Raw genomic sequence first — 16,884 nt, 5'->3', positions numbered from 1 at the left:
CGTAATTATATGATTTAATGTGTGATTCATAAATTGCCGTTATACTGCCGCGTACACTATGGCTGGCTGCAGTATGGTTATTAATTTACAAGGAATCTCACATGTCTTCTTCTGTTTCCCCTATTCCTATTCTCGTTACGGGTGGTGCCGGTTATATCGGTAGCCATGTTTGTGTTGAGCTTATTAACAGTGGTTATCTGCCGGTAGTGGTGGATAATTTGTGTAATAGCAAGCCGGAGGCGCTGAAGCGCGTGGCGGCAATTACAGGTGTTGAACCCCTGCTTTATGCCGTCGATATCAATGATAAAGAGGCTATGCGCAAGGTGTTTGCGGCGCATTCTTTTGCGGCTGTTATGCACTTTGCTGGTTTAAAGGCGGTGGGCGAGTCCAATCAAATTCCGATGAAGTACTATCGCTACAATGTGGCGGGCACCTTGACCCTGGCGGAAGTCATGGAAGAGTTTGCCGTGTGGAAGTTGATTTTTAGTTCATCGGCTACGGTATATGGCGACCCAGTTTCGGTGCCCATTGATGAATCTTTTGCGACCTCGGCAACCAACCCTTATGGTCGCAGTAAGTTAATTGTGGAAGACATTTTGCGCGATATTGCCAAGTCACCCAACAGTCAATGGAATATTTCGCTGCTGCGCTACTTCAACCCTGTTGGTGCGCACGAAAGTGGCATGATTGGCGAAGATCCTGCAGGTATCCCCAATAACTTGTTGCCTTATGTGGCGCAGGTGGCGATTGGCAAGCTGAAAGAGCTAAATGTATTTGGCAATGATTACCCCACAGTAGATGGAACAGGTGTGCGCGATTATATTCATGTGGTGGATTTAGCTAAGGGCCATGTGGCGGCGCTACAAGGTTTGGAAAAGTCGGGTGCAGGTTGTCGCGAGTACAACTTGGGTGCGGGGGCGGGCCTATCGGTACTGCAAATTGTTAAGGCATTTGAGCAGGCTAGCGGCCAAAAAATTCCCTACAAGCTTTCGCCGCGCCGCGCGGGCGATATCGCTAGCTGTTTTGCCGATGCCGCTAAAGCGAAAGCTGAATTGGGCTGGGAGGCGACTTTGGGCTTGGAGCGCATGATGCAAGATACGTGGCGCTGGCAGTCGCAAAACCCTAAAGGTTACGATGTCTAAAATTTGCTAGCGTAACGTTAACTTTCCAAGAGTAGCGTTAATTTTCCAAGAGTAGTTTTCTTTGGTTTGAATAAAATGCCCGTCAGTAACCCTGACGGGCATTTTTTTGGCGCTTTTGATTTGTGCTTATTAAATGTAGCCCGGCACTACTTGGCGATTGAGTTATAGTGACGCCGTGAAAAACTGATGTAAGGAGTGGGTAATGATTGATTTTATGTGGCTGTTGTTGGGGCTGGTGTTATTGACAGTGGGTGGTGAAGCTTTGGTGCGTGGTGCGCTTGCAGCCGCAAAGCGTTTGGGGGTATCACCCCTCTTGGCAGGTTTGGTGATAGTGGGCTTTGGTACCTCGGCGCCGGAGTTGGTGGTGTCGCTTAGGGCGGTACTCTCTAATCAGCCTGAAATTGCCATGGGCAATGTGATTGGCAGCAATATTTCTAATATATTGCTGATTTTAGGGGTGAGCGCGATGATTATGCCTTTGGTGGCGAGCGCTAAGTGCTTGCAGCGCGATGGTTCGGTACTTTTGGGTGCAACCTTATTGTTTATGGGCGCAGCTAGTTTTGGTGGTTTGAGCCGTATAGAAGGCATTTTATTTTTGGTGCTGTTGAGCGCCTATTTGATTTGGGCTTATCGCAGCGAGCGCGAAGATTTGAGTAACCCAGAAGTTGCTGCGCATTTGGCTGAAGTGGAAGACGCGACTGCTAAGCCCATGTCAGTGCCCATCATTTTTTTAGCCACAATCGGCGGCTTGCTAATGCTGGTTGGCGGTGCCGATCGCTTTTTGTTGGGGGCGGTTGGTATTGGTCGCAGTTTGGGTGTGCCTGATGCGGTAATTGGCTTAACGCTCGTCGCTGTGGGTACATCCCTGCCGGAGCTTGCAGTTTCTATAGTGGCGGCGATTCGTCGTCATGCGGATGTAGCAGTTGGCAATATTATTGGCAGCAGTATTTTTAATTTGCTCTGCATTTTGGGGGTGGCGTCGACAGTAAAACCGCTGCCGCTCGATGGCCGCTTATTCGCTATTGATCAGTGGGTGCTGTTAAGTGCAACAGCCTTGCTGCTGTTGTTTTTGTTGTTCGGGTTGCGCTTGTCGCGCCTTAAGGGTGCGGTGCTCTTGTTGGCGTACGGGGCATACATGGCGACAATGTTCGGCGGGGGTTATCTCTAGTTGCTTTTTTTGATTGTCTTTAGTTGAGGGTAGCTTAGTCTTTTAGCTTGTCTCTTTCGTAAAGCAAAAAAGCCGATCAGGTGTTATCTGATCGGCTTTTTGTTTTCTGTTTGGTGGGATTACACCAAGTCTTTATCGGTCGCAAAAGACAGTGCGAAGGATTTGGGGCCAACGTTAATTGCACCGGTCATGCTCATCATTGACAGCATGGTTTTAATTTTGTGACGACTGCAGTAGTCGCGAAATTCAACCATGATGGCTTCATCCTTAATTTCTTCAAGTAAACCGCCGTAGCTCATGGCGATAACTTCGCTCGTCAGTCCTTTATTCACTTGCTTCTTAACGTGAATAAAGAGCTTTTCCATTGCACCTAAAAAGCCTTTGCCCGTATCAATCTTATCGGTCGCGCCGCGATGCAGTTGCACAATTGGGCGCAGATTCAATGCGCTGGCTAATTTAAAGTTGATCCAAGAGATGTTGTTGTCGCCTTTGCGCAAGTGACGACGCTCGCGCATATAGGACAAGTCATTGGGGATTAAATAGCCGTAAACCTGATCGCGCATGGCGTCGATTTCGCGAATAGATTTATTGAGCGGCAAGTTATCGGTTTGAACGCGTTTTACCAATTCGTACACGAGCAGCGCATGGCCGGTGAACATGGACATGCTGTCGTAGAGGCGAATGCGGAAGGGGATGCGGCCTTCATTTTTTTCCAGCTCGCGGAATTTAGGTTCATTGACCAATGCAGCTTCAGACACGCGTTTAAAAACGTCACTTTTTTTGCTGTTGATGGTCACGACTTGTACTAAATCATATTTGGGCAGTAAACGTTCGCGCAAAATGTCCGTCATGTCGTTCACCGAGAGTGGGTCTGACTGTGCCAAGCCAAATTGTGCTTTCGAATGATTCTTATAGAAGTTGAGCATGGATTGTGGGTCGCGATAATCCATTGCTTGGCCGCCATCATAATTGATATAGATAGGCAGCACTTCTATGTTGTGTTGTTGAATGAATTTGGCGGGTAGGTCGCAGGTGGAGTCGACGGCGATACAGGTTCTAGCGGTCATTTTTTTGTTCTCGTTAGCGTGTCGATTTGGGTTGCTGGGGGTGTCGTGTTTTCAGCGTATTCGGGTGTAGAGTCGGGTCGAGGTGTTTCGACGGGATGAGGCTAGTATCTACCTCTGGCTGACGCTTAAGTAGTCGCAAAGATCACTGCGGTGTGTGCGGTAGATGAGCTACAGCTTGTGCGATATGTCGCACACGGCTATGCGGTTTTTCGCGCAAAAAGTTATAAAAACCTGCGTTGCACTAGGATGTTATAGCGTGATGACAAATTGCTCGCTGAAAAACATGAGGGCATTTGCGTTTTAGGTGAGGGTAGTGCTGAGGTTTTTACACGGTATTTGGCAATTGGATGCGAAACAGTGCGCCGCCTAGGGGGGAGCTATGAATGCTAATAAGGCCCTCATAACTGCGCACAATTTCGGCAGCGACGGCGAGGCCTATACCTTGGCCGGGTTTATTGGTGTCGAGTCGTTGGCCGCGCTCTAAAATACGCGCGCGATCCTCGACCGGTACGCCGGGGCCGTCATCCTCTATTTCTACGACACAGCTCTCTTCTGTATCGCTGCTGCTGATGCGTACTTGGGTGTGGCCGTATTTAAAGGCATTTTCAAGCAGGTTACCCAGTAGCTCCATAATGTCCTGTTCATCGCCAATTAAGGTGCTATTGGCCGCTATCTGGCAGCTGTGTTGGATGTGTTTTTCGCCGTAAACCTTATGCAGAGCACTGAGCAGGCGCTGCACTAAGGGCTCAAGGCGGGTGCGCCTCATGGTGCCGCTTTGCTGGCTGGATACGGCGCGCTGTAGTTGATACGTGACCACTTGATTCATGCGCGTGACTTGCTCTTTGGCGATCTGGCGCAGTTCGTCTTCGGAGCCGCTGTTATCCAATTTACTTTGCAGTACCGCAAGGGGGGTTTTGAGGCTGTGCGCGAGATTGGCGAGGCTGTCGCGGTAGCGTTGGCGCAATGCTTGTTCGCGCTCCAATACTTGGTTGAGGTTGTTTACCACGCGCTGTAATTCTTTGGGGTGTTGACCTGCGATATTACTGGTGTCGCCACTTTGCATGGCTTTAAGTGCGAAGGCGAGTCGGCCTAAAGGCCTTAGGCCCCAGCGCAGTATGATGGTTTGTGCCATGAGCAAGAAGATCCCCGCCGCACCGAGCCAGCGCCAAAGTTCGCGGCGATACACCTTAAGCTCGGCTTTGTATTCGGCACCGCTGTGCAATACCGCAAAGCGAAAAGGGTGGGATTTGCCTTTTAGGTCTTCCCAAAGAATGTCGTAATGGGCAACAAAGTAAAGTTTGCGCTCAATAATGAGCGTGCTAATGACCATTTGGCCCGGTTGGTCTTGATGTTCTACGCGGCTGTAGCTGAGTGGTGTGCGCAGGCTGGCGGAGTTGGAATGCCACACAAGTTCTTTTTGGTCGTTAAAAATATAGGCGTAAAGCCCTGAGTCGGGGCGCTCGTAATCGGCTTCTCTTAGGGTGAGCGGCATATGTATGCTGTTGCGCTCTGGGCCATAGTCTTCCGGGAGTTCGGCGACACTAAACAGTAGGTTGATGTGGCCGCGCAAGCGCGATTGTTCGGCTACCACAAGGCTGTTTTCGAAGGCGCGGTCGAGAAAAAAGCCTGTTAAACCCAAAAACAAGGGCAACAGTAAGGCTGACGCGAACAATAGTCGCGCTGAAATAGAGGAGAAGGGGCGGCTTAACCTAGGCAAATCGCTATTGCTTATCGATATTGAAGCGGTAACCGAGGCCGCGCTGAGTGCTGATCACATTAAGGCTGCCATCGGGATCGAGCTTTTTACGCAGGCGCCCTACAAATACTTCAATGACATTGCTATCGCGGTCGTAGTCCTGCGCGTAGAGGTGCTCAGTCAACTCAGTTTTGGAGATGTTTTTGCCGGCATTAAGCGCCAAGTAGGTGAGAGTGTTGTACTCGAAACTGGTGAGTTCGACTTCGGTGCCATCGCGGTGAACACGCTTGGCGCTGGTGTCTATTTCAATCGGCCCGTAGCGCAGCAGTGGTGAAGCGTGACCGCTCGCGCGGCGCAATAAAGCGTGAATGCGCGCACGCAATTCTTCGGGGTGGAAGGGTTTGGTTAGGTAGTCATCGGCACCGGCTTCTAGGCCCTCAACTTTGTCCTGCCAATTGCCGCGCGCGGTTAAAATAAGCACGGGAAAATTACGCTCTTTGGCGCGCAGTTGTTTGATTAGCTGTGTGCCGTCTAAGAGTGGCAGTCCAAGATCAATGATGGCGAGATCATAATCATATTCACTGCCCAAAAAGAGGCCTTCGCGGCCGTCAGCGGCACTGTCGCAGGCGTATTTTTCACTGGCGATGAGGGCAGTGATTTGGTCGCGCAAGGCTTGTTCATCTTCAACGACTAAAACGCGCATGGAGTATTCCTTGTTGGTTTATGGTTGATATGTTTTTAGTGGATTGCCCTAAGGCAATTAGTGATTCAGCAATTGGCCGCTTTGACCGTCGACTTGAATAACCTTCATGCGCCCTGAGTTGAGCACCTTTACTCCGTAAATGGTTCCATTGCTGCCCTGACGAGTGCTTACGCTCATAATCTGGCCACCCGTTTGTTGACGCACTAACTCTGCTGCCTGAGCGGCGCTGATTCTAGGCTTGGCGATAGGTTTTGGATCCACCAGTGATTGACTGCGATCAGGTGTTGAGGAAGTCATGCCAGAATCTATAAAGTCTGGTTCGGCTAGGCAGTGTTGGCTCAGCAAGAGCAAGCACAGAAACCCCAAGGCGGCTAGTGGTGCCCGCAGTGGGGTTAAAAAAGCAATAATGTTCATAGGGGATGGCATGGTGTTTTCCTGCGGAGAGCCAACATCCTGTGAACTATCGCGCCTGTTTGCTCAATGGTCAATGTTTGTAAGCTTTCTTTCTGTCTTTTAGATTGTTAGTTTTAGGTGTTAGCGTCTTATTACAGCCAAGTCTACAGCGATGCGGTCCCCCGGGTGAGTGCGGGTCTCGGTGCGGTAGGCGCGGCCTAGGTAGTTGTAGCTTACGTCATAAGCCACAAGTTCGCGCTGGTACTCGGTACGGTATGCGGTACTACACACTTGGCGATCCTCATAGCGTGTTACACGCTTACCGCCAGCAACATTGTTCCCAATGGCTGCGCCTAACAGGCCGCCAGCGGCAGTGGCGTTACCGCGACCATTGCCCAGTTCATGCCCTAGGGCGGCACCGACAAGCCCACCGACGACTGTGCCCTTAAAGGAGTCGCCGCCGCTCCTGCTGTTATAGGCAACTGATTCAACGCGGCAGGATTCAACCGGTACTTCTACGGCAACGCTCCGGTAAATGGGTTGCGCGTAGGTTACGCGGGCATATTCCGCCTGCCGATAGCTTGGGCGATCTTGGCGCACATAGACCACTTGCGGGCGTACCACCTCGGTATAGCCATGGTGTTTGTGATGCTTATTATGCTTTGAATAGTGAGCTTGATGATCGGCGAAAGCATTGCTCGCTAGCAAGAGGCTAATACTGGCCAGACTGCTGAGTAAGAATGATGTCTTCATGATAAGGCTCTCTTTAAGGGCGTATTGGCTAACAATTAAGTCCACCAAGTGCCGTAAAAAATGTGGATCTAGAGCGCTTTGTGTTGAATACCTTGAGCGCTGACAATCTCAGGCTAAGCTCCTGAGGCTGAATAACAACTGAAAAGAAAATATGGGGCGCGATTTAAAAATTGACCTAGTGTTTTCGATTTGTTCTTTTAATCGCTTCTATAAGCACATCGCACACTGAATTTGCGCTAAAGCAGAAATAAAGCGGGCGCTAGCGCCAAAAAGTGGGTCAACTCAGGTTATAATCGCGCCCATTTTTTGCGTATTGCCTTAATTGTTTGGTTTTTTGGCAGATGCTTCGCTCATTATTGATGGTTTCATGCAGGTTGTTTCATGTCCGAATTAAATGTTAAAGAATACATGGCAGAAGTTGGTCGCAAAGCGCGCGCGGCATCGCGGGTTATTGCCGCTGCACCCACTGGGGTTAAAAATGCAGCGCTCTTGGCGATTGCCGAGCAGTTAGATAAGTCGCGCATCACTCTTGTTGCTGAAAATCAAAAAGATCTAGCCGCAGGCAAGGTGAGCGGTTTGGATGCGGCTATGTTAGATCGTTTGGCCGTTAAGCCTGCGACCATCGACAGCATGATTGAAGGCTTGCGTCAGGTGGCATCTTTGGCTGATCCCTGTGGTGAGATTTCGGATATGAGCTACCGCCCAAGCGGTATTCAGGTGGGCAAAATGCGCGTGCCGCTCGGTGTTGTGGGCATTATTTATGAGTCGCGCCCCAATGTAACGATTGATGCTGCCAGCTTGTGCTTAAAGTCGGGCAATGCGGCGATTTTGCGTGGAGGCAGTGAGGCGATTCATTCCAACCGCGCTATTGCCAACTGCCTTCAGGCCGGATTGAAAGCGGTGGGCTTACCGGCGGATGTTGTTCAGGTTGTTGAAACGACCGATCGCGCAGCAGTAGGTGAACTGATTGCCATGCCCCAGTTTGTGGATGTGATAGTGCCCCGCGGTGGCAAAGGCCTGATCGAGCGCATTAGTAAAGATGCCAAAGTACCTGTCATCAAGCATTTGGATGGTATTTGCCATGTATTTATCGACAGCAAGGCCGACTTAGACAAAGCATTTCATATTGCGATGAATTCCAAAACCCATCGTTACGGTGTGTGCAACGCCATGGAAACGCTCTTGGTGGATGCGCAGGTCGCCGCTGAAATTTTGCCGCGCTTAGCTGTGGCTATGGGCGAAAAAGGCGTGGAGCTGCGCGGTTGCGAGCAGACCCGTGCACTTATCAATGCCAATGTGGCGACCGAAGAGGATTGGGCGACTGAATATCTCGCCGCGGTCTTAGCGATTAAAGTGGTATCGGGTTTGGATGAGGCCATGGATCACATCGCCCAATTCAGCTCGCAGCATACCGAAGCCATAGTGACTGAAGACTACACCCGCGCGCGTCGCTTTATTACGGAAGTGGATTCTAGTTCCGTCATGGTCAATGCCTCTACGCGGTTTGCTGATGGTTTTGAATACGGCTTAGGTGCTGAAATCGGTATTTCTACCGATAAAATTCACGCTCGTGGGCCTGTTGGTTTAGAGGGTTTGACCTCGCAAAAATGGATCGTGTTTGGCGACGGGCATATTCGTCAATAACGCAGGTTCATGCCTACTTCGTCGGAGTCTATGCGCACAACACCTACCGCTCTAATGGCTGAGCGTAAAACAATCGGTATTCTTGGTGGCACCTTTGACCCCATTCATTTGGGGCATTTGCGTTTGGCGTTGGAGTTAAAACAGCAGTTAGCGCTCGATGAGATGCGGCTCTTGCCCTGTCATCTGCCACCGCACCGCGCACTGCCGCAGTTAACCAGCGCGCAGCGCGTACAAATGCTGCGCCTAGCCTTGCAGGATTGCCCTGATTTGCAGCTGGATGCCCGCGAGTTGGCGCGCGATAAGCCCTCATACACCTACGATACCCTGTATGAGTTGCGCGCAGAATTGGGTGCTGATGTGAGCTTGTGTCTCTGTATGGGGGCGGACAGTTTTTCTGGGCTTACAGCTTGGCATCGCTGGCGCGAGTTAATGGCCTTGGCGCACTTGGTGGTCGTGGCTCGGCCGGGCTGGGAGCTGGCTAGTGCAGAGCAGGTGATGGCATCGCCAAGTTCGCGGGAGCTGCAAGCCTTAATTGATGCGCATCTGTGCGAATCTCATGTGTTAACAGAGCGGCCTGCGGGCGGCTTAGTGTTGTTGGCGCCGCGACTTATGCCTATATCTGCCACCGAAATTCGTGCACTTATAGCGGCGGGGCAGTCGCCACAGTTTTTATTGCCAGACGCGGTTTGGCACTTTATTCAAATGCAGGGTTGGTATCGCTAGCGTCGATATTGCCCCGAATTTTTTCAACTATTTTTCATTAAAGATGTTTCATCAATAGGTAACTGAATGTCAGATTTAAACCAAGCCATCATCAACGCTCTTGAGAACCTTAAGGGTAAAGACATTGTCACACTCGATGTGACCACATTGAGCGATGTGATGGACACTCTTATTATTGCCAGCGGTACATCTAATCGCCATGCGCGCTCCTTGGCTGAAAACATGGTTGAAGAAACCAAAAAGCAGGGCTATCGCGCCTTGGGTATTGAGGGCCTAGAGACTGGTGATTGGGTGCTGGTTGATTTTGGCGATACAGTGGTTCACGTCATGCAACAGGAAGCACGCGACTATTACGAGCTGGAAAAGCTGTGGTCAATGAAGCCTGCTAACCGCGAATAAGTACGGAGCCGCGGTTTTATGCGTATCAGAATCATCGCCGTGGGCACTAAAATGCCCGCTTGGGTGGAGGCGGGTTATGCCGAGTACGCCAAGCGTATGCCGCGTGACCTGCAGGTAGAAATGGTGGAGTTGCCGCTTGCTCAGCGCGGCAAAAATACTGATATCGCCAAGGCCATGGAAAAAGAAGGCGAGTCTATAGTGGCGACCATTGGCAAGGGCGAGCAAGTGATCGCGCTAGAAGTAAAGGGTAAGCCTTGGAGTACCGAGCAGTTGGCGGAAAACATGGCGAGCTGGAAAATGAGCGGCGATAACTACTGTTTGTTGATCGGCGGCCCCGATGGTTTGGCGCCCGCGGTGTCGAATATGGCGACGATTAAATGGTCGCTGTCACCCTTGACCTTGCCCCATCCGCTGGTGCGAATTTTAGTTATTGAGCAGCTGTATCGCGCCTGTAGTATTTTGCAGAACCACCCCTACCATAAATAATACTTCACTTACGTACGCCCCAGCGGCTAAGAACTTCACGCTATGCAAGAAGACCATCACTTTAAGGACCATCAGCGCGAAGCAAAGCTATTTCGCGCGCGCTTAGTGGTGATGGCGCTGTTTATGGCGCTGCTTGTTGGGCTATTGATCTACCGCTACTACGACCTACAAATCGTTAACTATCAAGATTATGCCACCCAGTCTGATCGTAACCGCGTGCACGTGCAGCCCATACCGCCCACGCGCGGGTTGATTTTTGATCGCAATGGGCTGCTACTGGCTGATAACAAGCCCAGCTATACCCTTACGATTGTCAGTTCGAGTCAGGCTGAATTGAACAACACTATCGAGCTACTCAAAACCCTAGTGGATATTACGCCAGAGGATTTGGGTAAGTTTTATAAGCTGAAAAAACAACAGCGTCATCATCTCGACCCTGTTCCGCTTAAATACACGCTAACGGAAGATGAAATTGCCAAGCTGGCTGTTAACCAGCATCTGCTTGATGGGGTTGAGGTCGAGGCGGAACTGGTGCGCAACTACCCACAGGGTGAACTTTATGCCCACACTATCGGCTACACCAGTCGCATCAATGAGCGCGAATTAAAGGCGTTTACTGAAGAAGATGTACGCCGCTACTCGGGCACGCACTCCATTGGCAAAATTGGTATTGAGCAAAGTTATGAGTCGGTTTTGCTGGGCGAAGTGGGTAGTCAGAATGTAGAGACCAATGCGCGCGGGCGCGTCATGCGAGTATTGGATCGCATAGACCCTCATCAGGGCAGTGATCTATTTCTGTCACTTGATACCCGTATTCAAGAAACGGCTGTTGCGGCTATGCAAGAGCGGCGCGGTGCGGTGGTGGCGATTGATGTGCACACGGGCGGTATATTGGCCGCCGTGAGTAATCCTGGTTTTGACCCTAATTTGTTTGTTACGGGTATTAGCTTTCGAGATTATCGCGAGTTGAATGACAACATAGATGCCCCGCTCATTAACCGCTTTTTACAAGGCCAGTATCCACCCGGCTCGACGGTGAAACCTATTATAGGGTTGGCGGGATTGGTCAATGGCTTTACTGATGTGAATCGTGAAATTAGCGACCCAGGTTTTTACTACTTGCCCAATAGTTCACGTCGCTATCGCGACTGGATATTAGGGGTTACGGGCGGTGGCCACGGGCGTGTGAACCTGAAGAAGGCGATTGCTGAATCCTGCGATACCTATTTTTGGGATTTGGGTGTGCGCATGGGCATAGATCGCATGAGCGAATTTGGCGCCCACTTTGGCTTAGGCAAGGCGACAGGTATTGATGTGCCCCATGAACGTATAGGGGTTTGGCCCTCGCGCGAATGGAAGCGTGCTCGACGTGGGTTGGCATGGTATCCGGGTGACACAGTCAATATGGCTATCGGTCAGGGCTTTGTGTTAGTTACACCTCTGCAGTTGGCGGTTATGGCCAGCACTATTGCTAATCGTGGCGTGCGCTATAGACCGCGGTTAGTGTACAAAGTAGGTGACGAATTAAAAGAACCTGTTATTGAGGAGCGCATTGAAGCTCCAGCCCAATATTGGGAGGCAATCGCAGGGGGTATGGAGGAAGTCATGCAGGGCGCACGCGGCACTGCGCGCCGTGCCGGCATTAATTCGCCCTACCGTATGGCAGGTAAATCGGGTACAGCACAAGTGGTTGGTATTGCGCAAAATGCCAAATACAATTCCGCCATGCTAAAAGAGCGTCATCGCGATCACGCCCTTTTTATTACTTTCGCGCCGGTAGACAATCCTAAGATTGCGGTTGCAGTGATGTTAGAGAATGCCGAGGGCGGCTCATCGCAAGCGGCACCTGTGGCGCGCCATGTGATGGATGCCTATTTATTGGGTCATTATCTGAAACCGGGGGATTTTGTACCACCCGTTGGCTATCACCCGCAGGCGATTATTGACCGCGCCAATGCCTACATCGCGGAACGCGCAGCGGCTAGAGCTGCCGCGGAAGCAAAAGCGGCTGGTACATCTGTTCCAGCAACACCCAATACCCAACCCTCAAATTCTCAACCTCAAGGTGGCGGCCAATGAGTCGGCGAGATTTTTTACGGCGCATGCCGAAGGCAGGTGTAGGCTTTGGGCATCGCTCTGCCTTGGCCGAGCGCCTGCATATAGATTTTGTGCTTTTATTGCTGCTTTTACTCTTAACGACTATCGGCCTTACGGTACTTTATAGCGCCAGTGGTCACGATATCGGCAGCGTAGAACGGCAGGGTACTTTTTTCGTGATCGCTTACAGCACCATGTTTTTTGTTGCGCAGATACCAGTAGATTTTTTACGGCGTATGGCGCCTTGGGCCTATGTGCTAGGGGTGTTCTTATTGGTACTTACTTTGGTCATGGGGGTGGGTGCGAAGGGCGCGCAGCGCTGGTTGAGTTTGGGCGGCTTTCGCTTTCAGCCGTCAGAAGTAATGAAGCTGGCAATGCCTATTACGATTGCCGCCTACTTGAGCCAGCGTTTTTTGCCGCCGCGCCTCCTGCATATCGCGATTACCTTAGCATTAATTTTGGTGCCTACCGCCTTGATTATTGAACAGCCGGATTTGGGTACCTCAATTCTTGTAGTGGTATCGGGCATGATGGTGTTGTTCTATGCGGGCCTACAGTGGCGCTATATCATGATCGCCCTTGGTCTCTTCGGCGCAAGCCTTTGGCCTATATGGCACTATATGCTGCATGACTATCAGCGCCAGCGCGTGATCACCATGCTCGACCCCGAGCAGGATCGACTTGGTACCGGCTGGAATATCATTCAATCTAAAACCGCAATTGGCTCTGGTGGGCTTTCAGGTAAGGGCTGGATGGAGGGCACTCAGTCGCGGCTCGACTTTTTACCGGAAGGCCACACGGATTTTATTATCGCGGTGATGTCAGAAGAGTTTGGGTTATTGGGTGTATGTTTGCTCTTGTTCATCTATGCCATGGTAATTTTTCGGGGCTTGATGATTGCCGCCAACTCTCAAAACAGCTTTGGGCGTTTGTTGGCCGCGAGTATTAGCACTACTTTTTTTGTTTATGTGTTCGTGAATATGGGCATGGTCTCTGGCATGCTACCGGTAGTGGGGGTGCCCCTGCCGCTGATCAGTCAGGGCGGCACCGCTATAGTGGCGCTGTTTGCAGGTTTCGGCATACTCATGGCCATAGCCACTGAGAAAAAGCGGGTGATGACGCCCCAGGCTTAGATCGCACCTGATTTTGCGATTTGTATAGAGGTTTTATCTTGTCTTTCAAAAAAATGTGCAGTCCCTTGCTCTTTGCTGGCGCGCTTGCTGCGCTGAGTCTTGGTGTTCAGGCTGATTATCGCCAGCATCCTGAAGCAAAAGCCTTTGTGCAGGATATGGTCAAAAAACAGGGCTTTAGCGCCGCTGAAGTAAATGCTTGGTTGGCCAGTGCCGACAAAAAACAACCCATTCTGGATGCGATAGCGCGCCCAGCGGAAAAATCTAAAACCTGGAAAGAATACCGCCCGATTTTTATCGTGCCTTTGCGCATCAATGGCGGTGTTAGCTTTTGGAAAACCTACGAAAAAGAGTTGGCTCGCGCAGAAAAAACCTACGGCGTACCCGCTGAAATTATTGTGGCTATTATTGGCGTAGAGACTAACTACGGCAAAAATATGGGCAGCTATCGCGTTATAGATGCACTCACCACACTTGCTTTCGATTATCCGCCGCGCGCGCCCTTTTTCCGCGCCGAGCTGGAAAATTATCTCCTGCTAACCCGCGAGCAAAAACATGATCCGCTGCAATTTAAAGGCTCATATGCAGGTGCTATGGGCTACGGCCAATTTATGCCGTCCAGCTATCGCAACTTTGCAGTAGATTTTAGCGGAGATGGGTTTACCGATATTTGGAATAACCCTGAAGATGCCATTGGCAGTGTGGCGAACTATTTCAAGCAGCACGGCTGGCAAACAGGTCGCCTGGTGGTGGTGCCCGCACAGGTGCGCGCAGATATTAAAGGTGTTACCTTCAATGAGATAGTGCCGCCCGTAGTGAGCTTGTATGAGTGGAAAAAGTTAGGCGTTTCCTCCCTTACAGAACTGCCTAAAAATGAACCCGCTATAGCGCTTGAATTCGATGGCGCGCGCGGCTTGGAATATTGGCTGGGCCTGCAAAATTTCTACACAATTACCCGCTACAATCGCAGCCCAATGTATGCCATGGCGGTCTATCAATTGAGTCTAGATATTAAAGCGGCACGAGCCAAAGCAGCGAAAGGAAAATAGTAGTGAATCTGAATCAGGCCTCTATGCGCACCAAGCAGTCACCTATTAAGCCTATTGTATGGATCTTAAGTTGCTGCGTGCTCCTTGCGGCCTGTACCGCACCTCCGGCGAAACAACCTACTAAAAAACCACCTTACAATCCTAATGATGGCCGCTATTCACAAGACAAAGACAGCGGCCCCGATGGCGAGCCGGACATGTCTCATGTGCCCGATGCGGTGCCGCGCTATGAAGTGCGAACTAATGCGGGCAATAAAAACCCCTACACAGTGCTGGGGAAGACCTATCACCTCATTGAGGATGAGTCCTCCTATCGCGAGCGGGGTTATGCGTCTTGGTATGGCAATAAATTCAATGGTTATCACACCTCTAATGGCGAGGTTTATAACATGTATGCCATGAGCGGTGCGCATAAAACCTTGCCCATTCCCTCCTATGTGCGCGTAACGAATGTCGCCAATGGCAAAAGTGTAGTGGTGCGCATTAATGATCGCGGGCCTTTCCATTCTGGGCGCATTATTGATTTGAGTTATGCGGCGGCTCAGCGTATTGGCATCAATAAAGTGGGTACTGGCATGGTGGATGTAGAAATCGCCTTGCCGGGCGATGATGCGCCTATTCCTCTGCGCGCTGATGCCAATACGGTGCATGCAAAATTTGAAGCAGCATTGCCTGCAGGCACATTTTTACAAGTGGGTGCGTTTTCGAGTAAGGCATCTGCCACCCAGTTTGCGGCAAGTTTAGGCACAAAGCTGACCTTTCCCGTGGTGATTCACTCATTGAGTCAGCCAAAAGAAATTCACCGTGTACGCCTTGGGCCGTTTAAAGATGCCCGAAGCTTGCAGCAGGCGCGCGAGCAATTAGCGCGAATTAATGTGCTGCAGGCGCATGTGGTTTACCAATAAGCCGCAGTATAAATGGGTGCTGAAAGCAGAGCGTGCTTGAGCATTTATGTGGCTGTTTTTGCAAACTTGCTGACAAGTGAAATATCACCCAAGTTTTAGCAGGCTACAACTGTTACAATTTGCCTCACTTCTAATTTTGCATGCGTGTGTTATTTGTCCATTGACAGTTCATCAATTGTTTTTCAGCAGCGTGCACATCAATAAGTTATTCATCAACAGGTTTTCCATCGATAGGTTATTAAGAGAGTTATGATTAAAAATATGTTTTTTCGCGCCTGTGTGACCTTCATTAGTTTTGCCGTTGCAGGTTCTGTTGCCGCTCAACAGCCCAATAGTTTACCTACTGCTACTCTGCCCAGCGCTAGCTTGCCCGCACCGCGTCCTGACGCTGCCATGGCTGCAACTAAGCCCGTTATTGTTCCTGCTGCCCCCGATTTGGCGGCGTCTGGTTATATTTTGGTTGATGCAACGACCGGTAATATCATTGCAGAAAAGAATTCTGAAGAGCGTTTGCCACCTGCGAGTTTGACCAAGATGATGTCGAGCTATTTGGTGGCCGATGAAATTGAAAAAGGCCGAGTCGCTGAAGACACTATGGTTAACATCAGTGTAAAGGCGTGGAAAATGGGCGGTTCACGCATGTATGTGCGTGAAGGCACGCAGGTATCGGTGATTGACTTGTTGCGCGGTGTAATTATTCAGTCGGGCAACGATGCAACTGTGGCGCTGGCCGAGTTTGTCTCGGGCAATGAAGATGCGTTTGTAGATCGCATGAATCAAAAGGCACAGCAGCTGGGCATGGCCAATACCCATTTCGAAAACTCTACCGGCTGGCCAGCAGAAGGGCACCTCACTACCGCGAAGGACCTAGCCGTATTGGCGCGCGCCATTATTTTTGATCACCCCAATCACTACCCCATCTATGCTGAAAAATATTTCTTCTACAACAATATTCGCCAGCCCAATCGCAATTTGTTGTTGTTTCGCGACGACAGCGTCGATGGTTTGAAAACCGGTCATACAGAAGAGGCAGGTTATTGCTTGGTAGCAAGTTCCAAGCGTGAGGCAACACGCCTGATTGCCGTGGTAATGGGAACCAATAGCGAAAAAGCGCGTGCAGCAGAAACGGCAAAATTACTCGCTTACGGCTTTCGCTTCTTTCAAACCACGCCGCTTTATCAAGCGGGCCAGCAGTTGAGCACGAGCCGCGTTTGGGCCGGTACCACCGATGAAGTGCAACTGGGTCTTGCTAACGCCATTACGCTCACCTTGCCAAAGGGTAGCGAGCAATCCCTACAGGCCAATATGCACATTAACGAAGTTATCAAAGCGCCAATTGTGGTTGGACAAGAACTGGGTAACCTCACCATAGAATTGGATGGTCAGTTATTGGTGAATGCCCCCATCGTTGCCTTGCAACCAGTGGAAGAGGCGGGCTTTTTTGCGCGCATGATGGACAGTATCAAGCTCTTTTTGCGCGATATGTTTAGCTGATAATTTCTGGTGACGGCAGCATAAGCTGTCGTCGC

General features: G+C 50.5%; 16 protein-coding genes. 11 read left to right on the top strand and 5 right to left on the bottom strand.

The genetic code is table 11. The annotated features are described in order from the left end of the window. Positions 1 to 101: 101 nt before the first annotated feature. Together galE and AC0KUT_RS16390 are read left to right on the top strand one after the other, a co-directional pair. Positions 102 to 1,142, top strand: a complete 1,041-nt coding sequence (galE, locus tag AC0KUT_RS16395; protein WP_488831466.1) for a UDP-glucose 4-epimerase GalE — start codon at positions 102 to 104, stop codon at positions 1,140 to 1,142. Positions 1,143 to 1,344: 202 nt separating this feature from the next. Beyond that, positions 1,345 to 2,310 carry a calcium/sodium antiporter gene (locus AC0KUT_RS16390; protein WP_488831465.1) on the top strand — a complete coding sequence of 322 codons (966 nt, stop codon included), beginning with the start codon at positions 1,345 to 1,347 and terminating at the stop codon, positions 2,308 to 2,310. Positions 2,311 to 2,429: 119 nt separating this feature from the next. Here the strand turns inward: AC0KUT_RS16390 and AC0KUT_RS16385 are convergent, their stop codons facing one another. The 5 genes from AC0KUT_RS16385 to AC0KUT_RS16365 form a co-directional block, all read right to left on the bottom strand. Continuing rightward, positions 2,430 to 3,377, bottom strand: coding sequence for a DegV family protein (locus tag AC0KUT_RS16385; RefSeq protein WP_488831464.1), 948 nt, complete (start codon positions 3,375 to 3,377; stop codon positions 2,430 to 2,432). Between the two features lie 325 nt (positions 3,378 to 3,702). Beyond that, the gene (locus AC0KUT_RS16380) at positions 3,703 to 5,094 is read right to left on the bottom strand and encodes an ATP-binding protein (RefSeq protein ID WP_488831463.1); all 1,392 of its coding nucleotides are present in this window, start codon (positions 5,092 to 5,094) and stop codon (positions 3,703 to 3,705) included. 4 nt (positions 5,095 to 5,098) lie between these two features. Next, complete coding sequence (locus tag AC0KUT_RS16375; RefSeq protein WP_488831462.1) at positions 5,099 to 5,776, bottom strand: response regulator transcription factor; 678 nt, start codon at positions 5,774 to 5,776, stop codon at positions 5,099 to 5,101. A 57-nt stretch (positions 5,777 to 5,833) separates the two neighbouring features. Continuing rightward, on the bottom strand, positions 5,834 to 6,202 hold the full coding sequence (locus tag AC0KUT_RS16370) for a PepSY domain-containing protein (protein ID WP_488831461.1): 369 nt from the start codon (positions 6,200 to 6,202) through the stop codon (positions 5,834 to 5,836). Positions 6,203 to 6,310: 108 nt separating this feature from the next. Further along, the gene (locus tag AC0KUT_RS16365; RefSeq protein ID WP_488831460.1) at positions 6,311 to 6,922 is read right to left on the bottom strand and encodes a glycine zipper 2TM domain-containing protein; all 612 of its coding nucleotides are present in this window, start codon (positions 6,920 to 6,922) and stop codon (positions 6,311 to 6,313) included. 381 nt (positions 6,923 to 7,303) lie between these two features. Between AC0KUT_RS16365 and AC0KUT_RS16360 the strand changes: the two genes are divergently transcribed. The 9 genes from AC0KUT_RS16360 to AC0KUT_RS16320 all read left to right on the top strand — a co-directional run bounded on the left by AC0KUT_RS16360 (position 7,304) and on the right by AC0KUT_RS16320 (position 16,849). Then, positions 7,304 to 8,566 (top strand): glutamate-5-semialdehyde dehydrogenase, encoded by a 1,263-nt coding sequence (locus tag AC0KUT_RS16360; RefSeq protein ID WP_488831459.1) that lies wholly within the window; start codon positions 7,304 to 7,306, stop codon positions 8,564 to 8,566. A 9-nt stretch (positions 8,567 to 8,575) separates the two neighbouring features. Then, positions 8,576 to 9,289 carry a nicotinate-nucleotide adenylyltransferase gene (gene nadD / locus AC0KUT_RS16355; protein WP_488831458.1) on the top strand — a complete coding sequence of 238 codons (714 nt, stop codon included), beginning with the start codon at positions 8,576 to 8,578 and terminating at the stop codon, positions 9,287 to 9,289. A 66-nt stretch (positions 9,290 to 9,355) separates the two neighbouring features. After that, a complete protein-coding gene (rsfS, locus tag AC0KUT_RS16350; RefSeq protein WP_488831457.1) occupies positions 9,356 to 9,688 on the top strand; it encodes a ribosome silencing factor in 333 nt (110 codons plus the stop codon). A gap of 18 nt (positions 9,689 to 9,706) precedes the next feature. Next, positions 9,707 to 10,174: a 23S rRNA (pseudouridine(1915)-N(3))-methyltransferase RlmH gene (gene rlmH / locus AC0KUT_RS16345; RefSeq protein WP_488831456.1), complete on the top strand. Its 468-nt coding sequence runs from the start codon at positions 9,707 to 9,709 to the stop codon at positions 10,172 to 10,174. A gap of 42 nt (positions 10,175 to 10,216) precedes the next feature. Continuing rightward, positions 10,217 to 12,253 carry a penicillin-binding protein 2 gene (gene mrdA, locus AC0KUT_RS16340; RefSeq protein ID WP_488831455.1) on the top strand — a complete coding sequence of 679 codons (2,037 nt, stop codon included), beginning with the start codon at positions 10,217 to 10,219 and terminating at the stop codon, positions 12,251 to 12,253. After that, positions 12,250 to 13,404 (top strand): rod shape-determining protein RodA, encoded by a 1,155-nt coding sequence (gene rodA / locus AC0KUT_RS16335; RefSeq protein ID WP_488831454.1) that lies wholly within the window; start codon positions 12,250 to 12,252, stop codon positions 13,402 to 13,404. The genes mrdA and rodA overlap by 4 nt, the downstream gene beginning before the upstream one ends. Positions 13,405 to 13,457: 53 nt before the next feature. Continuing rightward, entirely contained in the window at positions 13,458 to 14,450 is a 993-nt protein-coding gene (mltB, locus tag AC0KUT_RS16330) for a lytic murein transglycosylase B (protein WP_488835773.1), read from the top strand. A 2-nt stretch (positions 14,451 to 14,452) separates the two neighbouring features. Further along, a complete protein-coding gene (locus AC0KUT_RS16325) occupies positions 14,453 to 15,355 on the top strand; it encodes a septal ring lytic transglycosylase RlpA family protein (protein ID WP_488831453.1) in 903 nt (300 codons plus the stop codon). Positions 15,356 to 15,748: 393 nt separating this feature from the next. Continuing rightward, complete coding sequence (locus AC0KUT_RS16320; RefSeq protein ID WP_488835771.1) at positions 15,749 to 16,849, top strand: D-alanyl-D-alanine carboxypeptidase family protein; 1,101 nt, start codon at positions 15,749 to 15,751, stop codon at positions 16,847 to 16,849. The last annotated feature ends 35 nt before the right edge of the window (positions 16,850 to 16,884 follow it).

Source organism: Cellvibrio sp. 25HG11W-0, from assembly GCF_057815475.1.
Note: the sequence above shows the minus strand (reverse complement) of the source record. Positions and strands in the feature narration are given on the sequence as shown.

Coding starts and splice junctions, on each gene's coding strand:
- rsfS (WP_488831457.1), top strand. CDS start 9,356: ATGTCAGATTTAAACCAAGCCATCATCAACGCTCTTGAGAACCTTAAG.
- mrdA (WP_488831455.1), top strand. CDS start 10,217: ATGCAAGAAGACCATCACTTTAAGGACCATCAGCGCGAAGCAAAGCTA.
- rlmH (WP_488831456.1), top strand. CDS start 9,707: ATGCGTATCAGAATCATCGCCGTGGGCACTAAAATGCCCGCTTGGGTG.
- AC0KUT_RS16360 (WP_488831459.1), top strand. CDS start 7,304: ATGTCCGAATTAAATGTTAAAGAATACATGGCAGAAGTTGGTCGCAAA.
- AC0KUT_RS16375 (WP_488831462.1), bottom strand. CDS start 5,776: ATGCGCGTTTTAGTCGTTGAAGATGAACAAGCCTTGCGCGACCAAATC.
- galE (WP_488831466.1), top strand. CDS start 102: ATGTCTTCTTCTGTTTCCCCTATTCCTATTCTCGTTACGGGTGGTGCC.
- mltB (WP_488835773.1), top strand. CDS start 13,458: ATGTGCAGTCCCTTGCTCTTTGCTGGCGCGCTTGCTGCGCTGAGTCTT.
- rodA (WP_488831454.1), top strand. CDS start 12,250: ATGAGTCGGCGAGATTTTTTACGGCGCATGCCGAAGGCAGGTGTAGGC.
- AC0KUT_RS16320 (WP_488835771.1), top strand. CDS start 15,749: ATGGCTGCAACTAAGCCCGTTATTGTTCCTGCTGCCCCCGATTTGGCG.
- AC0KUT_RS16390 (WP_488831465.1), top strand. CDS start 1,345: ATGATTGATTTTATGTGGCTGTTGTTGGGGCTGGTGTTATTGACAGTG.
- AC0KUT_RS16385 (WP_488831464.1), bottom strand. CDS start 3,377: ATGACCGCTAGAACCTGTATCGCCGTCGACTCCACCTGCGACCTACCC.
- AC0KUT_RS16370 (WP_488831461.1), bottom strand. CDS start 6,202: ATGCCATCCCCTATGAACATTATTGCTTTTTTAACCCCACTGCGGGCA.
- nadD (WP_488831458.1), top strand. CDS start 8,576: ATGCCTACTTCGTCGGAGTCTATGCGCACAACACCTACCGCTCTAATG.
- AC0KUT_RS16365 (WP_488831460.1), bottom strand. CDS start 6,922: ATGAAGACATCATTCTTACTCAGCAGTCTGGCCAGTATTAGCCTCTTG.